Raw genomic sequence first — 22,853 nt, 5'->3', positions numbered from 1 at the left:
GCAGACTCCACGATTACAGGTGCTTGGTGCGTAAAGGGGGGCATTTTACCAGCATTCTCAGTTTTTGGTAGATCAATTGTCATGAATTCAGCTGTTTTAAGCGATACAAAGCCTCTAGTGCTTGTCGCGGGGTTAGCTCATCTGGGTCGATCTCGCCCAGCGCTTCAATGGCAGGGTTGCTGGGGGCGTCAAACAGGCTGGGTTGTAACGGCGACGGGCTAGGTGCACTTGTCGCTACCGAGGTCGGGCGCTCGTTGTTCTCGAGCAGCGTCAATTGCTCGGCGGCGCGCTGCAGCACGGCGGTGGGGATGCCGGCTAGCTTGGCAACTTGAATCCCGTAGCTTTTACTCGCTGGTCCCTCCTGCACTTTGTGCAAAAATACAATATTGTCTTTGTGCTCGGTGGCGTTAAGGTGCACGTTGGCAATATGCGGCAGACTTTCGGGTAGCTCGGTCAGCTCAAAATAGTGGGTGGCAAATAGCGTGAAGGCGCGTACGTTTTCGGCCAAATGGCGGGCGCAAGCCCAGGCCAGTGCCAAACCATCAAAGGTGCTGGTGCCGCGGCCAATCTCATCCATTAATACCAGGCTGCGGTCGGTGGCATTGTGCAAAATATTGGCGGTTTCGGTCATCTCAACCATAAAAGTCGAGCGGCCACCGGCCAGATCGTCGGACGAGCCAATGCGGGTAAAGATCCGATCGACTAAGCCGATTTGTGCTTTAGCTGCAGGGACAAAACTGCCCACGTGGGCGAGCAGCGTAATAAGCGCTGCCTGACGCATGTAGGTCGATTTACCGCCCATGTTGGGGCCGGTGACAATCAGCATGCGGCGCTCGTCGTTAAAGTCTAAATCGTTGGGGACAAACGGCCCGTCTAATACCTGCTCCACCACTAGGTGCCGGCCATCTTTAATGTCGAGCCCCGGCGTGTGCACCAGCTCCGGTCGGCACAGTTCTAAGTTAATTGCGCGCTCGGCAAAGTTGGTGAGTACGTCTAACTCGGCGACGCCGCCGGCGGAATCTTGCAGCGCAATCAAGTGCACATTGAGTTTTTCGATCAGCTCATCGTACAGCGCTTTCTCGCGGCTGAGGGCTCGGCTCTTGGCCGAAAGAGCTTTGTCTTCAAACTCTTTGAGCTCGGGGGTGATAAAACGCTCGGCATTTTTTAACGTTTGCCGGCGAATATAATCGGCCGGTGCGCCAGCCGATTGCGCACGGCTTAGCTCAATGTAATAACCGTGCACCCGGTTGTAGCCCACTTTAAGGGTGTTAATACCGGTGCGCTCGCGCTCGCGGGTTTCCAGGTCGACCAAATATTGTCCGGCGTTATTGCTGATGTTGCGCAACTCGTCCAGCTCACTGTCGTAGCCTTCGGCGATGACGCCGCCGTCGCGAATCACCACCGGTGGGTTTTCGACAATCGCGCGTTGCAGCAGATCGACCAGCTCTGGGAATGTCGCGATCAGTTGCGACAGCTCAAGCAATCGTGGCGACTCGCAGGATTTAAGCGCGGCTTGTAGCTCGGGATAGCAGGCCAGCGATGCGCCTAGCCGAGACAAGTCCCGCGGCCGCGAGGAGCGCAGTGCCAGCCGGCCTAAAATGCGCTCCATATCGCCAATGCGCTTAAGCAGCTCGCGCACCGGTTCAAACTTGTAGTTGTCGGTTAATACACTGAGCGCTTCTTGGCGTTCGACTAATGTGTGCATATCTCGCAACGGGCGATTCAACCAGCGCCGCAGCAAGCGTGCGCCCATGGCGGTAGCGGTGTGGTTAAGTACGGCAAATAAAGTGTTTTCGTCGCCGCCGGTCAAATTTAGATCGATTTCTAAGTTGCGCCGCGTGGCGGCATCTAGGGCGACGGCTTCATCGCGATTTTCGTAGGCCAAGCCGCGAACATGGGGTAAATCCGTGCGCTGGGTTTCACGCGCGTAACCCAGTAGACAGCCGGCGGCGGCGATGGCGCTGTCTAAATGGTCGCAGCCAAAGCCCGATAAATCCTGCGTGCCAAACTGGCGGGTCAGCAGCCGCTCGGCGGTTTCTAGCTCAAATTCCCAGGGGCCTCGGCGGCGCACGCCTTTGCGATTCTCGGTCAGCTCGGGTAACTCTAAGTCATCACTGATCAATAGCTCGGCGGGGCTTAAACGCTGCAACTCGCCAGCGGCGGCATCAAGGCCGTCTACCTGGAGCACCAAAAAACGGCCACTGGCCATGTCGAGTGAGGCAATGCCGTAAGTGTCATTATTGCGGTGCAGCGCTACCAGCAAGTTGTCGCGGCGCTCGTCCATTAGTGCTTCGTCGCTGACGGTGCCGGGTGTTACCACGCGCATCACTTTGCGCTCGACCGGCCCTTTGCTGGTTGCCGGATCGCCAATTTGCTCGCAAATGGCGACCGATACGCCCGCGCGCACTAAGCGCGCCAGATAACCTTCGGCGGCGTGATAGGGCACCCCTGCCATAGGTATAGGCTCGCCGCCGGATTTGCCCCGCGCGGTCAAGGTCACATCCAGCAACTCCGAGGCTTTTTTTGCGTCGTCAAAAAACAACTCGTAAAAATCGCCCATACGGTAAAACACCAGTTCGTTGGGGTGTTCGGCCTTAATTTTAAGGTACTGCTGCATCATAGGGGTGTGAGCGGTGGCGTCAGATTTTGCGGGCATAATATTCCGTGCAGTTTTGGGTGAGCAAAAACAGTAGCTGCGCATTTTACGGTAATCATAATGGACTTGCACTGAATGAAGGCCCGGAATACCTTAGGCCACCATTAACCGTTGATTAGTCGGTAGCCGCTGAGGGTTTACCGTAAAGGAGTCATTATGTCTGAGGCTAAAGCGGATGCGACGCTGCAACATTTGGCCGCTGAGTTAGGCGCGCATTTGGCCGAGCGCGGTTGGCGGGTAAGCACCGCTGAGTCGTGCACGGGCGGCGGCGTGGCCAGTGCGATTACCGCTGTGGCGGGCAGCTCGCAGTGGTTTGAGGTGGGGTTTGTGACCTACGCTAACAGCGCGAAAGCGCGTTTGCTGGGGGTTAAAGAGGACGTTCTTGTGCAAGAGGGCGCTGTTAGTCGTGTCGTGGTCGAGCAAATGGTGGCGGGCGCGCAGGCGGCCAGCGGTGCCCAGTTGGCGGTAGCTGTCAGCGGTGTTGCCGGGCCCGATGGCGGCACGCGAGATAAACCTGTGGGCACGGTATGGTTTGCCTGGGCTGATGCGACGGGCGCAATTGTCTCAGAGTGCTATGTTTACCAAGGGGATCGGGCTCAGGTGCGACATCAGGCCTGTGTAACCGCGCTGCGTGAGCTGGTGAGGTTGGCGAAAGTGTAAATACTACTGTATAAATCAATAGTACTGTTTTCTTATACAGGCTTTTACTGTATGCTCGCTAGCATAGCCTGACAATGAACCCAGCGCTTTAAATGTGGGTCACAACGATAACAGGCGATACGCGAATTTTGAATTTAACGTTGAGGTGTGTCATATGGATGCGAATAAAGAGAAGGCGCTACAAGCGGCTTTGAGTCAGATCGAACGTCAGTTTGGTAAAGGTACCGTGATGCGCATGGGTGACCGTGAGCATGTGGCGATTCCCGCTATTTCTACTGGTTCTCTCGGCCTAGATGTGGCACTGGGTATTGGCGGTCTGCCTAAAGGGCGAATTGTCGAAATTTACGGCCCCGAATCGTCCGGTAAAACCACCTTAACGCTGCAAGTAATTGCCGAGGCGCAACGTGCTGGCGGTAACTGCGCCTTTATTGATGCCGAGCACGCCCTAGACCCAATTTACGCCGAGAAACTCGGTGTAAAAGTCGATGAGCTGATTATTTCGCAGCCCGATACCGGCGAGCAGGCCTTGGAAGTGTCCGATATGCTGGTGCGCTCGGGCGCCGTTGATGTACTGGTAGTTGATTCGGTGGCGGCACTAACGCCCAAGGCCGAAATTGAAGGCGAGATGGGTGATCATCACGTTGGCTTGCAGGCGCGCTTGATGTCGCAAGCGTTGCGTAAAATCACCGGTAATATTAAAAACGCCAATTGTTTGGTGATTTTTATTAACCAAATTCGTATGAAAATCGGTGTTATGTTCGGTAGCCCCGAGACCACGACCGGCGGCAACGCGCTTAAATTTTACTCATCAGTACGTCTTGATATCCGCCGGATTGGCTCGGTAAAAGATGGCGATGAAGTTACCGGTTCGGAAACTCGCGTTAAGGTGGTTAAAAACAAAGTGGCGCCGCCGTTTAAGCAGGCCGAGTTTCAGATTCTGTACGGTCAGGGTATTAACCGTTTGGGCGAGGTTATCGACTGTGGTGTTAAGCTGGGCATGGTGGATAAAGCCGGCTCTTGGTATAGCTACAACGGTGATAAAATTGGCCAGGGTAAAAACAATGTGGTTAAGTTTTTACAGGAGAACCCCGATGTGGCCAAAGAGCTTGAGGGCCGAGTGCGCGCTGAGATGCTAGGCACAGCCGAAAAACCTGTTGAAGGCGAGGTCGTCGAAAAAGAGCAGGAGCAAGAAGCCTAACCGTCAGTACTGTTTAAAAAAGCCGCATTTAGTGCGGCTTTTTTGTGTTTACTGTTATGTATTGCCGAGTGTCATTGTGTAGAAAATACGGTGAGCGAACATCAGGGGCGCGATGTGAATACTGATATAACGCCAGAGCAACTGACAACCAAGATGCGCAATAGCGCGTTGGGTTCGTTGGCCCGGCGTGAGCACTCGTGCTACGAGTTGCGACACAAGCTGCTACATAAGTTTTCCGACCCTCAGCGCACGGAAGAGACAATCGCGTGGGTGAGTGAGCTTGGTTATTTAAACGATGAACGCTTTGCTGGGATGTTTGTGCGCAGCAGCATTGGTAAAGGGCGTGGTCCTGAGCGGATTAGCCGGGAGCTGCAGCAAAAAGGGGTAGCCAGTACGGTGATTGCCGATGCCTTGGCGGAGAATGAAACCGATTGGGTAAGTTTGGCGGAGGAGATTCTCAGCCGTAAATTTCCGCACCCTGTGCAAGATTACAAAGATAAAGCCAAGCGGATGCGCTTTTTGCAATACCGCGGTTTTTCTATGGCGCATATTGGCGAATTAATGTGATATCAAATCATAATAAGTAAAAATATCATTAAGGCTATTGAGTCGTGACGCTACCCTTACCTAAAGAGCACCCAACGGCCGTAGTGGTCAATCAAGAGCCTTATGTTGCGCTATTTGACGACTATTTATCGAGTCTGGAGATCGACACCTTAAAAGTCATGGCGCGCGCTCAGTTTAAGCAGGCGTTGGTCAGCGGTGCCGCAGGTGGTGTCGCGAGTGCCGGCCGCAGTGGTCGCAATTGCTGGATTAAACATCATGCTAATCGAGTGGTATCCGGGTTATCGGTACGGGTGAGTAAATTGGTGGGAATTCCACTGAGCCATGCCGAATCACTGCAAATGATTCACTACGAGCCGACCCAAGAGTACGCAGCACATTTTGATGCATGGGACCCTGAAACCGAGCGCGGCCAGCGCTGCATGAAAAAGGGTGGTCAGCGTTTGGTGACTTGCCTGTTGTATCTTAATGATGTCGACACAGGTGGGGCCACTGGGTTTCCGGCGCTAGGGCTTGACGTCGCAGCGCAGCGCGGCGCGGCCGAATGGTAATGTTTTACAATTGTTACCCAGGTTCTAATAAAAGGCATCCGCATAGCTTGCACGGGGGCTTACCCGTGCAGCGCGGCGAGAAATGGGCCTGCAACTTATGGTTTAGGGAAGGTCCTGTTCAGCCCCACGTTAAAGCGCGGGTCAAAGGTCGTTAGCGTGACGTTTGAATTTGCTGCCTAAAGCCCATAAAAACGCTAACACGGCACCGCTTAAGGCCCCGTAAACATGCGCGATGGAAACTACTGGCCCGGCAATTAATACCTCGGTAGCACTATTGCCGCTGGGAATAATCTGCTCGTAACAGAGTTTAATAATAATGGCGATAATCCCCGCCCAGCCTGCCGGTTGGTTTTGCGCGCACAGTGGTGCGAGTCCAAATACTAATAAGCCATGCAGCACTCCCGATAACCCGACATAGTAGCTAATGTTGGGCTGCCAAATATACATTGCGAGGGAAATGCTCAGGGCGATTAAAACGCCGGCTGTTATCCAAGAGCGCCGGCTGCGCTCGATTCCAACCCAAAAAATAATGAGCCAAAGCCCCGCTAGGTTAAGCAGCGCATGTATCAGGTTAAGGTGCACCACGTGAGCGGTTAGCAGGCGCCAAATATGCCACTGGCCGATGGCAGAGCGTTGATATTGCAGTGCTGGATTAATGTTTTCAGCAACAAGGGTGAGGCCCAATATCAATAGGGCACTGGAGACCATAAATAAGGCGATTGCAAGATGTCGTGAACGCATGACGTTACTATAGCGTAAATATGGCCTGTGAATACACGTTGCAGCGCCATGAAGTATCTCTTGCTGGTGGCACTACGGTTAACCTGCCGGGTGGAGATGTCTGTTACTGCCCCCATAGACCGCATGCGCGCTAACTGGCATAATCAGCGCCCAATTTTCATACACATGCCCAGATGACATTCCCGCACAGGGAGCTTGCCATAGGTGGGTGTGCGCCTATCATCCCGACTGAACTCAGAGGATTGCTATGCAACCATCGGTGAAACCGCAAAACCCTAACTTCTCATCTGGCCCCTGCAGCAAACGTCCGGGCTACGACGTTAACCAGCTAGACCTTGCAACGTTAGGTCGCTCACACCGCTCAAGCTTGGGCAAAGCGGCGCTCGGCCGTGCGTGTGAGCAGACCGCTAAAATGCTGGGGTTGCCCGAGGGCTATCGCGTGGGCATTGTCGCCGGCTCTGATACTGGTGCCGTTGAGATGGCCATGTGGTCGATGCTGGGTCAGCGCCCGGTGGATGTAATGCAGTGGGAGTCGTTTGGTAAAGGCTGGCTCACCGATGTGACTAAGCAGCTTAAGCTGGACAATGTCACGGCGCTTGAGGCCGATTACGGCGAGCTGCCAGATTTGACCAAGCCCAATTTTGATCACGATGTGATTTTTACCTGGAACGGCACCACCTCGGGCGTAAAAGTGCCCAACGGTGACTGGATTGCCGACGACCGTGAAGGCTTGACCATTTGCGATGCCACCTCGGCGGTGTTTGCCATGGAGCTGCCTTGGGAGAAGCTCGACGTTATCACCTTTAGCTGGCAGAAAGTGCTGGGCGGTGAGGGCGCTCACGGTGTGCTGATTTTGGGGCCCCGTGCAGTTGAGCGGTTAGAGACTTATACACCGCCCTGGCCTATGCCTAAGCTGTTCCGTATGACCAAGGGCGGCAAGCTGATTGAAGGTATTTTTGAAGGCGCGACCATCAACACGCCCTCTATGTTGTGCGTGGCCGATTACCTGGATGCGCTGGATTGGGTTGAGTCCATCGGCGGCACCAAAGCGGCCATCGCTCGCAGCGAAGCAAACTTAGCGGTATTAGAAGAGTTTGTCGCCGCCAACGATTGGATCGAATTCTTGGCCGCCGATAAAGCCACCCGCTCTAACACTAGCGTGTGCTTTAAGCTCGACGCGACCGAAGATCAAGTCAAAGCGCTGGTTAAGCTGTTAGATAAAGAAGGCGTTGCTTACGACATCGGCGCTTATCGCGATGCGCCTCCTGGGCTGCGAATTTGGTGTGGTGCCACCGTCGAGGCGGCCGATCTTAAGGCTTTGATGCCGTGGCTTGAGTGGGGCTATAAGCAAGTTATCAGCGCCTAAACTGCCTTAAGCACAAACAAACCTCACAGGGCGCGGTCGGCCGCGCCCTTAAATGTCTCATTCCTAGACATTGGAAATAGCTATGTACAAGATCAAAACCTACAACAAAATTTCAGTCAAAGGCTTAGACCGTTTCGACCGCTCTAAGTACGAAGTCGCCAGCGATATTAATTCGCCCGATGGTTATATTTTGCGCAGCCATAAGTTGCACGACGAAGCGCTGCCCGAGTCTGTAAAAGCCGTGGCGCGCGCCGGTGCTGGTACTAATAATGTGCCGGTTGCCGAGTACAGCAAAAAAGGGGTGGTAGTATTTAACGCCCCAGGCGCTAACGCCAATGCGGTAAAAGAGCTGGTGTTGTCCGGTATGTTGCTTGGCTCGCGCGGTATTATTCCCGGTATGAACTGGGCCCAATCGCTCACGGAAATGACCGATGCCGCCGAAATGAGCGCCTTGATGGAAAAGCAAAAATCCAACTTTGCCGGCAGCGAGCTTACCGGTAAAACCTTGGGGATTGTCGGCTTGGGCGCAATTGGCTCACTGATTGCCGATACCGCGCTGGCATTAGGCATGAAAGTAATCGGCTACGATCCGGCTCTGTCGGTCGAGGCCGCATGGCGCTTGCCGAGCCAAGTAGCCAGGGCTGAGAACTTACAGTCGTTGTTGGCGCGCTGCGATTACGTGACGCTACATGTACCGGCGATCGAGGCGACCCATCATCTAATTAACGAAGAGTCGCTTAAATCGGTGAAAGAAGGCGCGGTGCTGCTTAACTTTGCCCGCGAGGCCATTGTCGATGCCGCAGCTGTGGTGCAGAGCCTGGATGCGAAAAAACTGCGCATGTACATTTGCGATTTCCCCGAGCCCATCTTGCTGGGCCGCGATGATGTATACGCCATGCCGCACATCGGTGCCAGCACCGCCGAGGCCGAAGAGAACTGCGCCATTATGGGTGCCGATCAACTGATGGATTACCTGGAAAATGGCAACATCAGAAACTCGGTCAACTTCCCGGCGGTGCAAATGGAGCGCTCGGGGCCGGGCGCGCGTATTACCTTTTGCAACGATAACGTCTCGGGCGTGCTGGGCCATGTGCTGTCGGTGTTAGCTGACAATAGCGTCAACGTGGTGGATATGGTGAACAAAAGCCGTGGTGACATTGCCTACAACATTATCGATGTTGAGCAAGCACCGGCCGACGATGTGGTCGCCGCTATTAAAGCCGTCGAGCACGTAATCACCGTGCGAGTCATCTAAGAAAGAGTGGAAAACGCGGGATGGGCAGCAGGTAACGAATGCCGATAATTGCGTCCATCCAGCGTTGTAAATACCTATGTACAAGTTTGTGTTTTTTGTACCGGAGTCACACCTAGAGGCGGTTAAACACGCGGTGTTTGCCGCCGGTGCCGGTAAAATTGGTGACTACGATCAATGTTGCTGGCAAACCCTTGGTGAGGGGCAGTTTCGGCCTCTTTCTGGCAGCCAGCCGTTTACCGGTGAGCAGGGCCAACTCAGTCGCGAGCCCGAGTGGCGAGTCGAGTTGGTCTGCAGCGCCGCACATATTCGCGCCGCAAAGCAGGCCTTGATCGCCGCTCACCCCTTTGAAGAACCCGCCTATGATATCTGGCCGCTCGCCGATGTCTAAACATCGTTGGCGTGCGCTCGCACGCCAACTTCACTCCTTAGATGAATTGCGCCAATATCGCCCGAGTCGCGGTGAGGCGGCGGTACTGATTGGTCTTGTCGAACGGTCCGAGACGGTAGAGGTCATACTTACCGAGCGCGCGGCGCATTTATGGAGCCATCCTTCCGAAGTGGCGTTTCCCGGCGGTAAATTTGAGCCTGTTGACCGCGATCTTATCGATACCGCGCTGCGTGAGGCCCATGAAGAAACTCGCTTAAGCCCCGATCGGGTGGCTCTGCTGGGCGCCTTACCGGCCCGCCATACTCTCGCTGGCGTCCGGGTAACAGCGGTGGTGGCACAAATTGCGCCGGGCGCTGCGTTAGTGGCCGACCCCAGCGAGTTAAGCTCGATTTTTCATGCGCCTTTAACACTGTTTCAAGCCGCTCAGGCGGACCGGCTCGGTACCATCGAGCGGCATGGGGTGCGATACCAATTGCCCGCTTACCTCCATGAGGGCAAAAACATTTGGGGGTTAACCGCGGTGTTGGCCACTGAGGTGGCGGCTCTGTTTTTGGCTCCCCCCGGCTGATCCGGTTGGTCTATAATCGGGGAGGGGCATCAGGTATGATCGTTGGAGGCCCGATAACAAAAACTGGGAGTTAGGCGGTATGACATTAGATTGTAATCGCACCGTGGTGGAGGTGTTCACCGAAACCTGTAGTCAGTTTGCCGACAGTCCGGCATTTACTTGTCTGGGTCATACGTTGACCTTTCGCGAGGTCGAGCATTTATCCGGTCGCTTTGCGGCCTTCTTGCAACAAAAAACCAATTTAAAGCCCGGTGATCGCATCGCCGTCCAGTTGCCTAATGTGCTGCAGTACCCTGTGGTTGTGTTTGGTGCGTTGCGCGCCGGTATGATTGTGGTTAACACCAACCCGTTGTATACCTCCTCGGAGTTAAAACACCAACTAACGGATTCGGGCGCTCGGGCGCTGGTGGTGTTGGCAAACGTGGCCAGTGCGGCGGCGGATGTGGTGGCCGAGACCGATGTAGAAGAGGTGATTGTTACCGAGCTTGCCGATTTACACCCGCCGCTTAAATCGTTGTTGATTAACTCGGTCGTTAAGTACATTAAAAAGCTGGTGCCGGCGTTTAGTTTTGCCTCGAGCCGCTCCTTTAAGTCGGTGATGAAGGCAACTAAGGCCGAGGTTCAGCCCCACCATGCCACCCCAGAAGACGTCGCTATTTTGCAGTACACCGGCGGCACGACCGGGGTCGCGAAAGGCGCGATGCTGACTCACCACAACCTCGTGGCTAATATGCTGCAGGTCAATCAGCAGATGGGCGATGTGTTTCGTAAAAACCAAGACATTTTTATTGCACCATTACCGCTTTATCATATTTACGCCTACACCATTCACTGCATGTGCGCCTTTTCGCTGGGTAATGAGAATCTTCTGATTCCTAATCCGCGGGATATTCCGGGTTTTGCTAAAGCGCTAAAGGGGGTGCCTTTTACGTGTTTTGTGGGGCTTAACACCCTGTTTAATGCTCTGTGCCGCAACGAGGATTTTCGCGCATTGGATTTTAGCCATATGCGTTTGTCGTCGTCCGGTGGTATGGCGTTAACCCATCACGCTGCCAAACAGTGGGAGGAGGTAACCGGCACGCCTGTGTGTGAGGGCTACGGTCTTACCGAAACCTCGCCGGTGGTTTGTATTAACCCGCGCTACGGTATTCGTTTGGGGACGGTGGGGCTGCCCGTGCCGCAAACTCAGGTTAAAGTGATCGACGAAGAGGGCAGCGAGCTACCCGTCGGTGAGGCCGGTGAGCTGTGTGTCAAAGGGCCGCAGGTGATGAAAGGGTACTGGCAGCGCTCCGATGCGACCGCCGAAGCTATTGATGCACAGGGCTGGTTTAAAACCGGCGATATCGCGACTATTGACGCCGACGGTTACGTCAAAATTGTCGATCGCAAAAAAGATATGATTAACGTCTCGGGCTTTAAAGTCTTTCCTAACGAGGTTGAAGACGCGTTGGCTGAGCATCCAGATATTATCGAAGCGGCAGTTGTCGGCATGGAAGACGAAGAAAGCGGAGAACTGGTGAAAGCTTTTGTGGTCAGCACTAATTCGGCGTTAACTGAAAAACAGGTGCGGGAGTTTGCGCGGCAATCGCTAACCGCGTATAAGGTTCCGAGCTCGGTTGAGTTTCGTGATGAGCTGCCCAAGACGAATGTGGGTAAAGTGCTGCGTCGCGAGCTGAAATAGTTATCTAGCGTAACCGCCCTCAATCAATAAACGTATTGCTTGCCACCAAGAAATACAAATCGCAGCACAGGCACTGATGTAATAACACAATGGTAGATTTGATTTTTTTGCATGTGGCTCTTAATGCGTTTAGTGACGTAACGTTTTCTTTTAAACCGATGAGTGCCGTATGAGTCGCACGGCACTTATTTTGTCCGGCGGTGGCGCACGCGCCGCGTATCAGGTGGGGGTGTTGCAGGCGCTTGCCGAGATACTGCCCGCCGACACCGTTAACCCTTTCCCCGTTATTTGCGGCACCTCCGCCGGCGCTATTAATGCCATTGCCCTGGCGGCCCACCCGGGTAACTTTCGCGAGTCGGTGACCGAGCTTGCCGAGATTTGGCAGGGCTTATCCATTGGCGATGTGTATCGTCACGGTTGGTCTGACTTTGGCAAAGGCTTTGGGCGAATCTTTCTCTCGCTGTTTAATGAGGGGGTGGGCCGACAGCGGCCGTTAAGCTTGCTGGATAACGCTCCTTTGTGGGATTTACTGGCCAAAAAAATAGACTTTGCCAATATCGCGCGCAATATTGAGGCAAGCAAACTACACGCGGTTTCTATTACCGCCATGGGTTATAGCTCGGGCCGCTCGGTGAGCTTTTTTCAGGGGCAAGAGGAGCTCGCTGGCTGGAAACGGTTTCGTCGCGCTGGCGTGCCCACCGATATTCGGCTTGAGCACTTACTTGCCTCTTCGGCCATTCCAACTATCTTTCCTACCGTGCGTATTGCTCAAGAGTATTACGGCGATGGCGCGCTGCGGCAACTGGCCCCCATTAGTCCGGCGCTGCACTTGGGGGCGGATTCGCTGTTTGTGATTGGGGTCAGTGGTAACCGCAGCCCTAGTCGCGGCCTTAATAAAGCCGTTATGCCGGTGCGGCACTCCCCCTCAATGGCGCAGATTGTAGGGCATTTGCTTAACAGTGCGTTTGTCGATGCGTTAGAGAATGATATCGAGCATATGGAGCGGCTTAATCACCTGCTCGAGCTTATTCCCCCCGAGGTTCGGGCCGAGCAAAACCTCGGGTTAAAACCGGTGCGCAATATGATTGTCTCGCCCAGTAAAGGGGTTGATGCTATTGCCGGGCGCAAAGTGCGCTACTTGCCCCGCAGTGTACGATTCTTTTTGCGTGCTATTGGCGCGACCACCAAAAGTGGCGGCGCGACTGCTGCCAGCTACTTGTTGTTTGCTAACCCGTTTATTAGCGAGCTGATGGAGCTGGGGTATCAAGACACTATGTGGGAGTCGGCGAGCGTCGAGGCATTTTTTACAGGGCAAAAAAATCCCCAACTCTAGTGTTAGGTTGGGGATGACAGGTGGCTTAGCGGTGAGCGTTAGTCAGTTGTTGCCACTTAAATAGGCCAGTGCTCAAGCGTCAGAGCGTCCTCGTTGGCGACTAAGCACCACGCATTGTCGTGCCAGTCGCCCAGCACAATACGCTCGGCAGGTTGTTCATCTACCGTCAGGGGGTGGCGCTCGGGCCGATGGGTATGGCCGTGAATCATTAAGCTGGCGTTATTTTCCCGTAAAAGCTCAACCACTGCCTCTGGGGTAACATCCATAATGTCCTCGGGCTTTGAGCTGTTCATGGTTTTACTTTTTGCCCGCAATTGCTCGGCCATCGCGCGGCGCACTTGTAGCGGCTGTGCCAGCGCTTGCGCTTGCCACTCGGGTGAGCGCAATTGCGCACGCAAGGCCATGTAAGCTTGGTCGCGGGTGCATAAACTGTCACCGTGCAACAAAACCGTGGTTTGGCCGTACAGGTCGATGACGGTTGGGTCCGTCAGCATGGTGGCACCCGCACGGGCGGCAAACACATCGCCCAGTACAAAGTCCCGGTTGCCAGGCATCAAATAAATGTCAACGCCGCTGTTGGCAAGCTCGCGTAATTTGGCGGCGACCTCGTGCCCCAGTGGCTCGTCGTCATCATCGCCGATCCAGGCGTCAAAGAAATCGCCCAGTATATACAGCGCTTGGGCGCTGCGTGCCCGGCCCGCCAAGAAGGTATAAAACGCCTGCACGGCAGCCGGCTGGGCTGTGTGCAGGTGTAGGTCTGATATGAACAGTGTGCTCATATCTAGCCGTTTACTGTGACGTTTTCGATCAAGATGGTGTCGACCGGTACGTCTTGATGAAAGCCTTTACTGCCAGTTTTAACGGTGCGGATTTTGTTGACTACGTCCATGCCGTCGGTCACTTTGCCAAATACGCAGTAGCCCCAACCTTGAGCATTTTTGCCCGAGTGGTTCAAAAAGTCGTTGTCCTGAACATTGATAAAAAATTGCGAGCTGGCGCTGTGTGGATCGTTGGTGCGAGCCATAGCCACGGTGCCGGCCAGGTTTTTCAGACCGTTGTCCGCTTCGTTTTCAATGCTGGCGCGAGTTTCTTTTTGCTCCATGTTTTCATCCATGCCACCTCCCTGGATCATAAAGCCGTCTATGACGCGGTGAAAAATGGTGCCATTGTAAAAGCCGTCTTCGGCGTATTGCTTGAAGTTGGTGGCGCTTTTGGGCGCGTTGTCAAAATCCAGCTCTAACGTTATATCGCCGTAGTTGGTGTGCAGGGTAATCATAGTGGTTCCTTAAGGTCTACCTGAAAAGGCGCTAATGATACGATGTCGGGGCCGGTTACGGAACCCATGTAGGGCTTGGTTGACGCAATTGATAGGCGCTTTTTAGGCCCTTAGGGCCTATATTTAGACTTAAAAGAGGTATTTTTAGCGCGTTAGGCGAGCAGGGCGGATTGTGTTCGCGATTTATCCTGAGATTATGGCATCTTAACTGTGTTAGCTATCTCACCCTTAAGAGTCTTGCTGGAGAGCTTATACCCTATTCAGCAATTTCCACCTATGAGTCTGGCTCGGTGCTACCCGTGATTGCGCAAGTATTCCATTGATTGTAGTCAGATGTCGTGTCAATCGGGTTCTCTCGTGTAAAGACAGTAACTTTTACGCTGAATGAAACATTTAGAATTCCCATTCTAAAGAGAGTTTGAATTGGGTGTCGGGTGTGGCGCTATTTAACGACAAGAGCGCGCCTAGCTCCCACCTTAGCTGCTGGCGTCCGCTAAAGCGTTGCTGGCCTACCCAGACAGGGCCAGCGGCATAATCTTGATCATCTAAATAGATCTCAAAAGCAGGCTCGAAAGCAGGGCTTTGTCGGTACCGTAGCTGCGCGCTTAACGATGTTTCCCACTCACTCTCAATATCGGAGCCAAACTCGTACTCGACAAAGCCATTGATGGTGCCTATCCAGCGCCCTGGCAAGTCTTTTTCCCAAAGCAGGCCTACCGCAGTCTCGTAGCGCGAAATGTCTCTGCTGCGGCCAGCTTCAAACAGTAGGCCCCAGTCAGCCCAGTATTCACCTTGCTCCGTAAGCTGCCATTTTACTTCAGCCTCGTACGCTTTTATTTTTCCTCCCGTGTGAGTGAGTAAATCTTTTACCAGGTAAAGTTCACCTGACCAGCGAGGGTGCCAAGCGTAACTAAAGCTAGCACTTTGCAAATCGACCCCATCGTCTCGCCAGAGGCGTTGATACTCCACTTCCTTTTCGAGGTAGTCCACTTGAGGGTGATAGACGTGGCCAACGTCCGCCTGAACCAGAGAAACGGAGCAGTTTACGGCTAGTGCCGTGGCCCCAAGACAAAATTTATACAGCATGGTTGACGCCCGCTTGCCATCGCCAATACAGGGCTAGCGTAAGAGGTACTGCGATAGTAAAAGAAAAAAATATAAGCTGCGTGGCGCTGGGGGTGGCCTCGTAACCAAATCCAGCGTATAGCAGTTGGCCGAGCACTGAGTCTTCGGCGATAATCCAGGAGCTATCCCATAGCCTTTTGCCTGATTCTAACCATCCGCTTTGGATTAATTCCCGCGCGGCTTCAACCGCTTGCCCGGCAGCGACTAGCGTAATGAGTATCGGTGCCACAACGTAAAATATTCGCAGTGGTGTCAGTCGAAGCAGGTAGTATAAAACCGCGCCAATGCTGGTTCCCACCCCGAGCCCAATTGCCGCTCCCGTCATGATTGGGTGTCCTTCTGGACCGGCCTGCATAAAGCCGATAACGTAAATAAATATTTCTGACCCTTCTCGGCTCAATGCACAGCTGGTAGCCAATGAGCACCACAATAGCCACCAAGGACGCTTTAGTAAATGTCTGTTTAATATATGCTTTAGGAGTAACCCGCAGTTACTTAGAAGGCTGACGATGACCAAGCCAAGTAGCATGACGTTAACGGTTTCTTGGCCCATGCCATCAAATAGGGAGCTGATGCTCGAACCGAAGCGTGAAAGTAACCACGCTCCTGTCAAGCCAAAGGCAAGTGCCAACCAGATCCATGCGCGAGTGATCCCAACGTGAGCGCTCGCCGCGAGCAGTAAACTGATGAGCATCGATGCCTCAAGGACCTCGCGCAGGACAATAATAACGGAGTGCAACATAGTTAAGGCTCCACTCTGATGAGGCCCTGGGCCGTCTTTGGGTAGAATTCGCCAAAAAACGGGTAAGTTCCTGGCTCTAAGGGGCCGATGAACACTACACCCTTGCTGCCACCCATGATGACTTTTTCACGGTTGAGCTCGTAGCTCTCAAACTCTTCTGGGGTCGGGTCACTATTAATGACTATTAGTTTAATTTTAGTGTCTCTTGGAATCACAAGTTCTGAGGGCAAAAACAAATGGTCTCTAATTTCCAGTGTGAATTCTGGTGGCTTGCCAGCAAGTGCGCCGCTACACACTGTCAATAATACTCCCAGCGATGTGATGCTTTTAGCGAAGCAGCGTCTCATGTGGTTACCCCTCGATGCTCGCAACGAGCGTTAATAGGTAGTGTTACTTGCACCGTAAGCCCTGTGTCGAAGTGAGAATCATGTAGTTGGATCGTCGCATGGTGCAGCTCCGCGATCTGCTTGACAATGGATAGCCCTAGACCGACGCCCTCCGTTTGAGAGCTGTGCCGGTCTCCGCCAAGACGATAAAACCGGTCAAAAATTCGGATTCGTTGTTCGGACGCAATGCCGGGGCCGCTGTCTGAGACTTCCAGAATTGCTCGGTCATTAACGTTGTTTACGTTTATAGTAATGTGCCCGTCGGCTGGGGTGTACTTAATGGCGTTGCCCAGCAAGTTTGAGACGAGTGTTTGCAGCGCTGGGCCGTCACCGTGTACGGTAGTTGCTCGTCCGACAACAGATACATTATGGCGCTTTTGTGCGATAGCCGGGCTATTTAGGGCCACCACTTCTCGTACCAGAGCTTGTAGCTCGACCGGCTCAAAACGAGCCGTGTAAAGGTCCGGCGCGGTGCGATTCAGCGTCAGGATTTGCTCTATCAAATAGTGCATACGCTTGACGCTGCGGCTTAAATAATCCAGCGTAGTGTCTGCGCATTGGCCACGGTTGTACCAGTCGTCGATCAAGTTCTCAAGGTGCATTTGCATTGCGGCAATTGGCGTACGCAGCTCGTGGGCAGTGTCGGCGGAGAACCGTTTTTCTCGCTCGAATGATGCCTCCAAACGGGCCAGTAAGGCATTGGTGGCATGGGTCAACGCTTCTAGCTCTCGTGGCATATCGTCGGTATCGATTGGCGCCAGATCAGTCGCTTCTCGCTGACTCAGCTGGCTTGTTAGCCGCGCGATCGGTCGCAGACCGAGGCCCACCACGAACCATATAATGAGTCCCGTTATGGGCAAAATCAGTAGCATTGGGTAAATCGCTTGTAGCGCCATACCTTCTGCCACACGAAAGCGTAAGTCATCCCGTTCGCCGACGGTCAGCCATACGCCATTCCGGCTCGATGGGCGGGTAAGTAAGTGCCAGCGATGGCCTCCAATATTATGGGTGCTAAACCCGGCTTGGGCGGTCAAGATGGTTTGCGCGGGTACGTTGCTAGAGTGAGCTAGCACTTCTTGGTTTGTGGTAGTAATTTGAAAGGCCATGCGCGGGTTTATTGTTTCGGGCAACGGTTTGACTGAGCCATTTTGTGTCAAAGCATAATCTAGCAGGCTTAAATGATGTTCTAGCTGCTCATCAAATACTCGCTGAGCTTCGTCTAGGCTCTGCCGGTAACCGCGAAGTGCCGCCATAAAGTTACCCAGCGTGACTACCGCCATCAACAGTACCACAAGAAAAATACGTATGGATGTCATGGTTTATCAACCTGATAGCCCACGCCGCGAACCGTTTTAATGAAAGAGCCTGATAGTTTTTTTCTCAGGTTGTGAATATGAACCTCAATGGCGTTGCTGGCGATTTGCTCCCCCCAGCTGTATAGCTGGCTTTCCAGTCGCTCTTTAGTTTGGATAATGCCCGCACTTTCCATCAATGCCTTTAGCAGCATGTATTCGCGACGTGACAGCGATAGCTCATTGCCAGCAAGGGTCGCCCGGTGCTTATCGGTGTATAGGCAGACATCGCCAATCGATATTTCGGCGGTAGAGGCATCTGTTAAGCGGCGTTCAAGAACACGCAGGCGAGCGAGTAACTCCTCGCGTGCAAACGGTTTGGTGAGGTAGTCGTCAGCGCCACCATCAAGCCCTGCCACCTTATATTCAATACCGTCGCGAGCGGTCAATATCAGAATTTGTATTGGTAAGGCTAGAGCTTTAATGGCCTTGAGTACGCTCAGCCCATCCATGTCTGGCAAACCCAGATCCAGCAATACAATATCTGGGGGCTCTGCCTTGATCGAGCTTAACGCATAGCGGCCCGTGTCAATCCAGTTGACGGTAAACCCTGCCTGTTTGAGGGCGCAGACGATGCCCTCGCCGAGTAGGGCGTCGTCCTCGACCAATAATACCTGCATGTCAATCTAACCTTGAGTTACTTCAGTGCATTCTCGGCCCTCAGTATAGCCGCTTGGACTTCTTTGCGTCGCCCTGCATCGGCCGCTGGGCGGTCTGGCCTGCCTGGTGCATTAGAGGCTTTCTTTAGTGCTTCTAGGGCTTCAGGGTAACGTTTTTGTTCTATCAGGTAATCGCCCCAGAAATAATTTGGATCGATACCATTTGGGTTGTACTGCAGTGCTTTTGTTAGCATAAGTTCAGCTTTGTCATCATCACCAAAGCCCAGTGGCCAACCGGGAACTTTATAATAAAGCGTACCTAAGCTCGCATATGCCGAGCCGTCTAGTGCACCTGGGTCGATGTCGATAGCTCGCTCTAGATGCTTGCGCGCTGCCTTTACTTCACCGAGTGCACCAAGTCCGCCTTTGGCGCCCGCGTAGCTACTGCGAATGATGCCTGCCCAGATCCAGCAAGGCGCACAGTTTTGATTCTCGTTGGCCAATTGCTCGGCATTCTCAGCCAGCGCTTTGAGCGCATCTTCGCGCTTTTCTTCGGGCATTTGATATTGGATAGCGGCCCAGTTGATTTGTAGTGGTTGGATATCTGCAGCGCTGGCGCTGTGTGTGATTGCAAGCAACGCTATTAAAGCGGGTGTTAAAAATGTTTTTAGAGTCATTGCTGTACCTCTGAACGTGGGGGTGATTCTTGGCGTTGCGCGTAACGACGCACCGTGGGAAGTTGTCTCGCCAGAGCCATATCTACAATGGCGGGCCAGCACTGATTGAGTTTAACGAACAGCCGTTCTGGCCAGCCGATATAACGCTCTTTGCGTTTTTTGCTTATGGTTTTTAAGCACGCAGCGGCGACACAGTCGGGACTATCCATGGCGATGTTTAGTTCGCGGTTCATGGCATTCACGCTGTCGCTGTTCATTGCTGTACGTGTCGCACGCGGCGCAATGTAATGGACATCGATAGGGCGATCGGCAAGCTCGCGCCGCAAGGCTTCGTTAAACCCACGTAGGGCAAATTTGCTGGCGCAGTAAAGTGAAAAACCGGGAAAACCAATTGAGCCAAAGACTGAGCCTATGTTTACGATGCTCGCACCGCTGGGGTTGAGCTCTGCGAGCAAAGCACGAGTGATCAGGATGGGGGTGAGAACATTGGTGTGTATGGTGCGTTCGATCTCGACATCGCTCAACTGCTCAAGCGTACCAAAGCAACTTGCTCCGACTCCGTTGATTAAGATGTCCACCGGTCGTGCAAACGAGCGAACGGCCTGTTTAAGTGTTGCGCGTCCAGCCTCGGTAGCCAAGTCGGCGACGACGGTGAGCCCCCCGTTGGCCTGAACTTGTAAGGTGGTGTCTAGCTCGTCTAAGCATTTGCGGTTGCGTCCAACCAGCATCAATGTGGCGCCCTGAGCGGCGAGTTGCCGCCCCAAGGCCTGACCAATACCGCCGGTGGCGCCGGTCAGAACGATGAGTTTATTGCGAAACAATGACATATAATCAGCTCCCCACAGCGATGGGCATAGGTTGGCTGGGGCTCTGTGTGGCAATTTCGCGAAAGATATTGCCGTAGAGGCCGTAAAACATTTGCGCCGCGTGGGTAATAGCCTCGCGATCCTCTTCAGCGTCAACACTGTTCATCAGCTTTTCGAAAAACACCATGTGCTCTTGATCCAGGCTGCCATGCGAGCGCAAATAGCTAAATGCACTGTCGGGTAACGCAAGCTGTTGTTGAATTCGATCGGCGGCTTGGGTGGCGAGGTTGATGCTAGTGCCTTCAAGCACCAGTACCATACCAAAGAACGCCATTGGGTTGACCCGCGCAATGGTGTCGTAGGCGTAGGCGACCATCAACTCTGTCGCCGGCAGCGGTCGGCTATGGACTGTCATCTCTCGGTCGCCACCGGCGGCGACTAAATCGTTGAGCACCCAGCGCTGATGGCCGAGTTCTTCTTCAATGTATTCGGCAATGGCTTCCCGGTAGGGCTCTTGATCCATCCTCAGGCGGCTGCCAAAGGCCATTAGCAGGGGCACGGTGTGCTTAACGTGATGGTACGCCTGAGCCAAAAAACAGCGGTACTCATCGAGGGTGAGCGGCAGCCCCTGCATGCAGCGCTGAATTAACGGAGCTTCAAGCAAGTATTGGCGTTGTGTTTCGGTGCGGGCGATCAAGTCGTTGAAAAAGCTCATAGGGGTCACTCCTCGGTGATGGATTCGGTTTGCGTGGCGTTGGTATAAAGCTCGTTGATGCGCTCGGCATACTGTTTGATAACAAGCTCGCGGCGCACTCGACCGTTTTCGGTTAACAAACCATTGGCCACAGTAAAAGGCGTGTCGCTCAGCAGCGTGAGCATGACTCTTGCGTAGTCAGGTAGGCGTTGATTCAGCCGCTTCACCGCGCTTTGTATCTGCACAGCATCACTGTTAACAGCGGGTACGATAATGGCCCCGCAAAACGGCCGAGCATCACCGAAAATCAGTGCCTGAGCCACGCAGGGTAAAAGGGCGAGCTCGGCTTCAATCCACTCCGGCGAGATATTCCGGCCATAACTGCTTATCAAAAGATTTTTGCGGCGGCCGGTGATATAGACAAAACCGTCCTGGTCGAGATACCCCAAGTCGCCAGTGTCGAGCCACTCGCTATCGCTGGTGTCCGCGCCTTGTCCCAAGTAGCCGCGAAACCCTTGACCTTTAACACGAATAACGCCGTCGTGTATGGCCACTTCAAGGTGAGCTAAAGGTTTACCGACACTCCCTAGGTTGTTGTTACCGGGCGTGTTGAGACATACCACCGAGGCGCATTCGGACAGGCCGTAGCCTTGATACGCTGGTATACCAAGGGCGCTCGCCTGCTCGATCAGAGTTTTCGGGGTGTGCGCGCCGCCAACGGCGACAAAGCTCAGGCTATCGGGTAGCGCCGTTGAGCTTTCGCGAGCAACGTGTATTAAAGCCCCCAGTATTTGCGGCAGCAAAATCAAGCTGTTGGGCCGGTATTTTTGAAGCGTGCGAGCCAGCGCTTGGCTGTTTAGGCGCGAGCTGCCCAGCAGCCCGGTCTCTTGGGCGCGAGGCAGCGCCAGAGTTTTTCCTTGGCTTAAGGGCACATAAACCCCGGCGATATTTTCCAGCAGCGTCGCCAGTGGCAGCAGCGCCATGTGGCACATTAGCTGCTCCATCGGCAACCGCTCCGCTAGCGCGGCGGTGATGGCATCGAGCTCCTCGCTTCCTAGGCATACGCCCTTGGGCTGCCCGGTAGTGCCCGAGGTAAAGGTAATCTTGCAGGTTCCTTCAGGAATCTCGGGTAGGGGCTCAGAGGTTTCGAGAGGCGATATACTCAAGCCTCGGTCTACTGTGGGCTGGCTTGGTTTTGGCAACTGCGACAGCTCACCAATCAACCCCTGCAGACCGGCAGAGCGGGCCACGTGCATGCATTGCTCTGGAGAAAAAAAGCTGGGTATTGGCACTAAGGTGACACCGGCTTTCCAGGCGGCCAGATCGGCGATGACCCAGCTTGGTGAGTTATCACCAACCAGCCCCAGTCGTTGGTAGCCAGACTCAGTAAGTCCGTGCGCGAGGGTTTCGATGCGATGCCACAACATGCCGTAAGACACACCACCGGTGTGGTCGATTAAGGCCGCCATGTCTGGGTGGGCCGATGCTTGATGGGCAATAGAGGCGAGAACTTTACTCATGGTCCAGCTCCCGCCATAGCGCACAAGCGTCGTCTATTTGCGTATTCAGTGCGCGTTTGGCCGCTCGCGAGGCAGGATTTTGATCTGCCTTGATGATAGCTTGTGACAAATCCCCCAGCAGCACTTGTGGCTGGGTATCGTAGTAACGTCCCCAGTGGGCGCCGCCGTCGGGTAGGCGTGATGGGTCTGCATCGGCAATCGACTGCGGGGCAAAATCTAATCTTGCCAATAACTTAGCCACTTGTGGTGTGGCGGTAAAAACACACCAGCGAAACCCTAGGCGATACAGCATTTCACCGATAAATACGAGCAGTAAAAGACTGCTGCCTTTCCAGTTTGACGCAAGATTGCCAATTTCGACAATCTCGCTGCGCTTGGCCGTAATGCCATAGCGTTTGGATAACATCTTATCGATGGGCATGTCGAGGTAATGCTCGGCAAACAACGGGTGCTTGCTGGCATCGGCGATACCGGCGACGGCCTGAAAGCGCTCATTGCATGACAGCCCAGCAAGCACCGGAAGAAAGTGATCGATATGGGCGCCGTGACTTTCTTTAAAAGCATGTACGATGTGGGCTTCGGCTTGCGCCCGACCGTCACAGCCACGACTCAGTAGCTCGCAGCGCGGCAGGCCAAAAAACGGCAGCGATAAAGCAGGCCGCGTGTGGTGTTGGGTCTCATAGGGCGCTTGGTCGATATAGCTCATAACATAACC

General features: G+C 53.9%; 24 protein-coding genes. 10 read left to right on the top strand and 14 right to left on the bottom strand.

All coding sequences use genetic code 11. The annotated features are described in order from the left end of the window. Positions 1–79: 79 nt before the first annotated feature. Positions 80–2,656 carry a DNA mismatch repair protein MutS gene (gene mutS / locus AACY82_RS07485; protein ID WP_339616166.1) on the bottom strand — a complete coding sequence of 859 codons (2,577 nt, stop codon included), beginning with the start codon at positions 2,654–2,656 and terminating at the stop codon, positions 80–82. 156 nt (positions 2,657–2,812) lie between these two features. Between mutS and AACY82_RS07480 the strand changes: the two genes are divergently transcribed. From AACY82_RS07480 to AACY82_RS07465, 4 genes are all read left to right on the top strand, one after another. Further along, the gene (locus AACY82_RS07480) at positions 2,813–3,316 is read left to right on the top strand and encodes a nicotinamide-nucleotide amidohydrolase family protein (protein WP_339616165.1); all 504 of its coding nucleotides are present in this window, start codon (positions 2,813–2,815) and stop codon (positions 3,314–3,316) included. Positions 3,317–3,470: 154 nt separating this feature from the next. Further along, on the top strand, positions 3,471–4,514 hold the full coding sequence (gene recA, locus AACY82_RS07475; protein WP_339616164.1) for a recombinase RecA: 1,044 nt from the start codon (positions 3,471–3,473) through the stop codon (positions 4,512–4,514). A gap of 114 nt (positions 4,515–4,628) precedes the next feature. Continuing rightward, entirely contained in the window at positions 4,629–5,081 is a 453-nt protein-coding gene (locus AACY82_RS07470; RefSeq protein WP_339616163.1) for a regulatory protein RecX, read from the top strand. A gap of 44 nt (positions 5,082–5,125) precedes the next feature. Further along, positions 5,126–5,629, top strand: coding sequence for a hypothetical protein (locus AACY82_RS07465; protein WP_339616162.1), 504 nt, complete (start codon positions 5,126–5,128; stop codon positions 5,627–5,629). Positions 5,630–5,770: 141 nt separating this feature from the next. Here AACY82_RS07465 and rrtA read toward each other — a convergent pair whose 3' ends face one another. Beyond that, entirely contained in the window at positions 5,771–6,370 is a 600-nt protein-coding gene (rrtA, locus tag AACY82_RS07460) for a rhombosortase (RefSeq protein WP_339616161.1), read from the bottom strand. Between the two features lie 247 nt (positions 6,371–6,617). On the opposite strand from rrtA, the gene AACY82_RS07455 reads away from it, so the two are divergent. The 6 genes from AACY82_RS07455 to AACY82_RS07430 all read left to right on the top strand — a co-directional run bounded on the left by AACY82_RS07455 (position 6,618) and on the right by AACY82_RS07430 (position 12,961). Continuing rightward, positions 6,618–7,736 carry a phosphoserine transaminase gene (locus AACY82_RS07455; RefSeq protein ID WP_339616160.1) on the top strand — a complete coding sequence of 373 codons (1,119 nt, stop codon included), beginning with the start codon at positions 6,618–6,620 and terminating at the stop codon, positions 7,734–7,736. 82 nt (positions 7,737–7,818) lie between these two features. Beyond that, complete coding sequence (locus AACY82_RS07450) at positions 7,819–8,991, top strand: phosphoglycerate dehydrogenase (RefSeq protein WP_339616159.1); 1,173 nt, start codon at positions 7,819–7,821, stop codon at positions 8,989–8,991. A 76-nt stretch (positions 8,992–9,067) separates the two neighbouring features. Then, the gene (locus AACY82_RS07445) at positions 9,068–9,379 is read left to right on the top strand and encodes a YqfO family protein (RefSeq protein ID WP_339616158.1); all 312 of its coding nucleotides are present in this window, start codon (positions 9,068–9,070) and stop codon (positions 9,377–9,379) included. After that, positions 9,372–9,947 carry a CoA pyrophosphatase gene (locus tag AACY82_RS07440; RefSeq protein ID WP_339616157.1) on the top strand — a complete coding sequence of 192 codons (576 nt, stop codon included), beginning with the start codon at positions 9,372–9,374 and terminating at the stop codon, positions 9,945–9,947. Before AACY82_RS07445 ends, AACY82_RS07440 begins: the two co-directional genes overlap by 8 nt. 79 nt (positions 9,948–10,026) lie before the next feature. Next, a complete protein-coding gene (locus AACY82_RS07435; RefSeq protein WP_339616156.1) occupies positions 10,027–11,628 on the top strand; it encodes an AMP-binding protein in 1,602 nt (533 codons plus the stop codon). 169 nt (positions 11,629–11,797) lie between these two features. Next, complete coding sequence (locus AACY82_RS07430; RefSeq protein WP_339616155.1) at positions 11,798–12,961, top strand: patatin-like phospholipase family protein; 1,164 nt, start codon at positions 11,798–11,800, stop codon at positions 12,959–12,961. Between the two features lie 56 nt (positions 12,962–13,017). Here AACY82_RS07430 and AACY82_RS07425 read toward each other — a convergent pair whose 3' ends face one another. The 12 genes from AACY82_RS07425 to AACY82_RS07370 all read right to left on the bottom strand — a co-directional run bounded on the left by AACY82_RS07425 (position 13,018) and on the right by AACY82_RS07370 (position 22,844). Then, complete coding sequence (locus tag AACY82_RS07425) at positions 13,018–13,740, bottom strand: UDP-2,3-diacylglucosamine diphosphatase (protein ID WP_339616154.1); 723 nt, start codon at positions 13,738–13,740, stop codon at positions 13,018–13,020. A 2-nt stretch (positions 13,741–13,742) separates the two neighbouring features. Further along, complete coding sequence (locus tag AACY82_RS07420) at positions 13,743–14,237, bottom strand: peptidylprolyl isomerase (RefSeq protein ID WP_339616153.1); 495 nt, start codon at positions 14,235–14,237, stop codon at positions 13,743–13,745. A 393-nt stretch (positions 14,238–14,630) separates the two neighbouring features. Then, complete coding sequence (locus AACY82_RS07415; protein ID WP_339616152.1) at positions 14,631–15,323, bottom strand: hypothetical protein; 693 nt, start codon at positions 15,321–15,323, stop codon at positions 14,631–14,633. Continuing rightward, positions 15,313–16,104 (bottom strand): FTR1 family protein, encoded by a 792-nt coding sequence (locus AACY82_RS07410; RefSeq protein WP_339616151.1) that lies wholly within the window; start codon positions 16,102–16,104, stop codon positions 15,313–15,315. The genes AACY82_RS07415 and AACY82_RS07410 overlap by 11 nt, the downstream gene beginning before the upstream one ends. 2 nt (positions 16,105–16,106) lie before the next feature. Further along, on the bottom strand, positions 16,107–16,451 hold the full coding sequence (locus AACY82_RS07405; protein ID WP_339616150.1) for a cupredoxin domain-containing protein: 345 nt from the start codon (positions 16,449–16,451) through the stop codon (positions 16,107–16,109). Continuing rightward, on the bottom strand, positions 16,448–17,806 hold the full coding sequence (locus tag AACY82_RS07400; RefSeq protein WP_339616149.1) for an ATP-binding protein: 1,359 nt from the start codon (positions 17,804–17,806) through the stop codon (positions 16,448–16,450). The genes AACY82_RS07405 and AACY82_RS07400 overlap by 4 nt, the downstream gene beginning before the upstream one ends. Next, positions 17,803–18,462 (bottom strand): response regulator transcription factor, encoded by a 660-nt coding sequence (locus tag AACY82_RS07395; protein WP_339616148.1) that lies wholly within the window; start codon positions 18,460–18,462, stop codon positions 17,803–17,805. The genes AACY82_RS07400 and AACY82_RS07395 overlap by 4 nt, the downstream gene beginning before the upstream one ends. A 17-nt stretch (positions 18,463–18,479) precedes the next feature. Next, positions 18,480–19,118, bottom strand: coding sequence for a hypothetical protein (locus AACY82_RS07390; RefSeq protein ID WP_339616147.1), 639 nt, complete (start codon positions 19,116–19,118; stop codon positions 18,480–18,482). Next, on the bottom strand, positions 19,115–19,945 hold the full coding sequence (locus tag AACY82_RS07385) for an SDR family oxidoreductase (RefSeq protein WP_339616146.1): 831 nt from the start codon (positions 19,943–19,945) through the stop codon (positions 19,115–19,117). Before AACY82_RS07385 ends, AACY82_RS07390 begins: the two co-directional genes overlap by 4 nt. A 4-nt stretch (positions 19,946–19,949) precedes the next feature. After that, a complete protein-coding gene (locus AACY82_RS07380; protein WP_339616145.1) occupies positions 19,950–20,639 on the bottom strand; it encodes an iron-containing redox enzyme family protein in 690 nt (229 codons plus the stop codon). Between the two features lie 5 nt (positions 20,640–20,644). Next, entirely contained in the window at positions 20,645–22,138 is a 1,494-nt protein-coding gene (locus AACY82_RS07375; protein WP_339616144.1) for an AMP-binding protein, read from the bottom strand. Next, positions 22,131–22,844 carry a thermostable hemolysin gene (locus AACY82_RS07370; RefSeq protein ID WP_339616143.1) on the bottom strand — a complete coding sequence of 238 codons (714 nt, stop codon included), beginning with the start codon at positions 22,842–22,844 and terminating at the stop codon, positions 22,131–22,133. The genes AACY82_RS07375 and AACY82_RS07370 overlap by 8 nt, the downstream gene beginning before the upstream one ends. Between the last annotated feature and the right edge of the window lie 9 nt (positions 22,845–22,853).

It is taken from the genome of uncultured Gilvimarinus sp., from assembly GCF_963972205.1.
GTDB lineage: Bacteria > Pseudomonadota > Gammaproteobacteria > Pseudomonadales > Cellvibrionaceae > Gilvimarinus > Gilvimarinus japonicus.
Note: the sequence above shows the minus strand (reverse complement) of the source record. Positions and strands in the feature narration are given on the sequence as shown.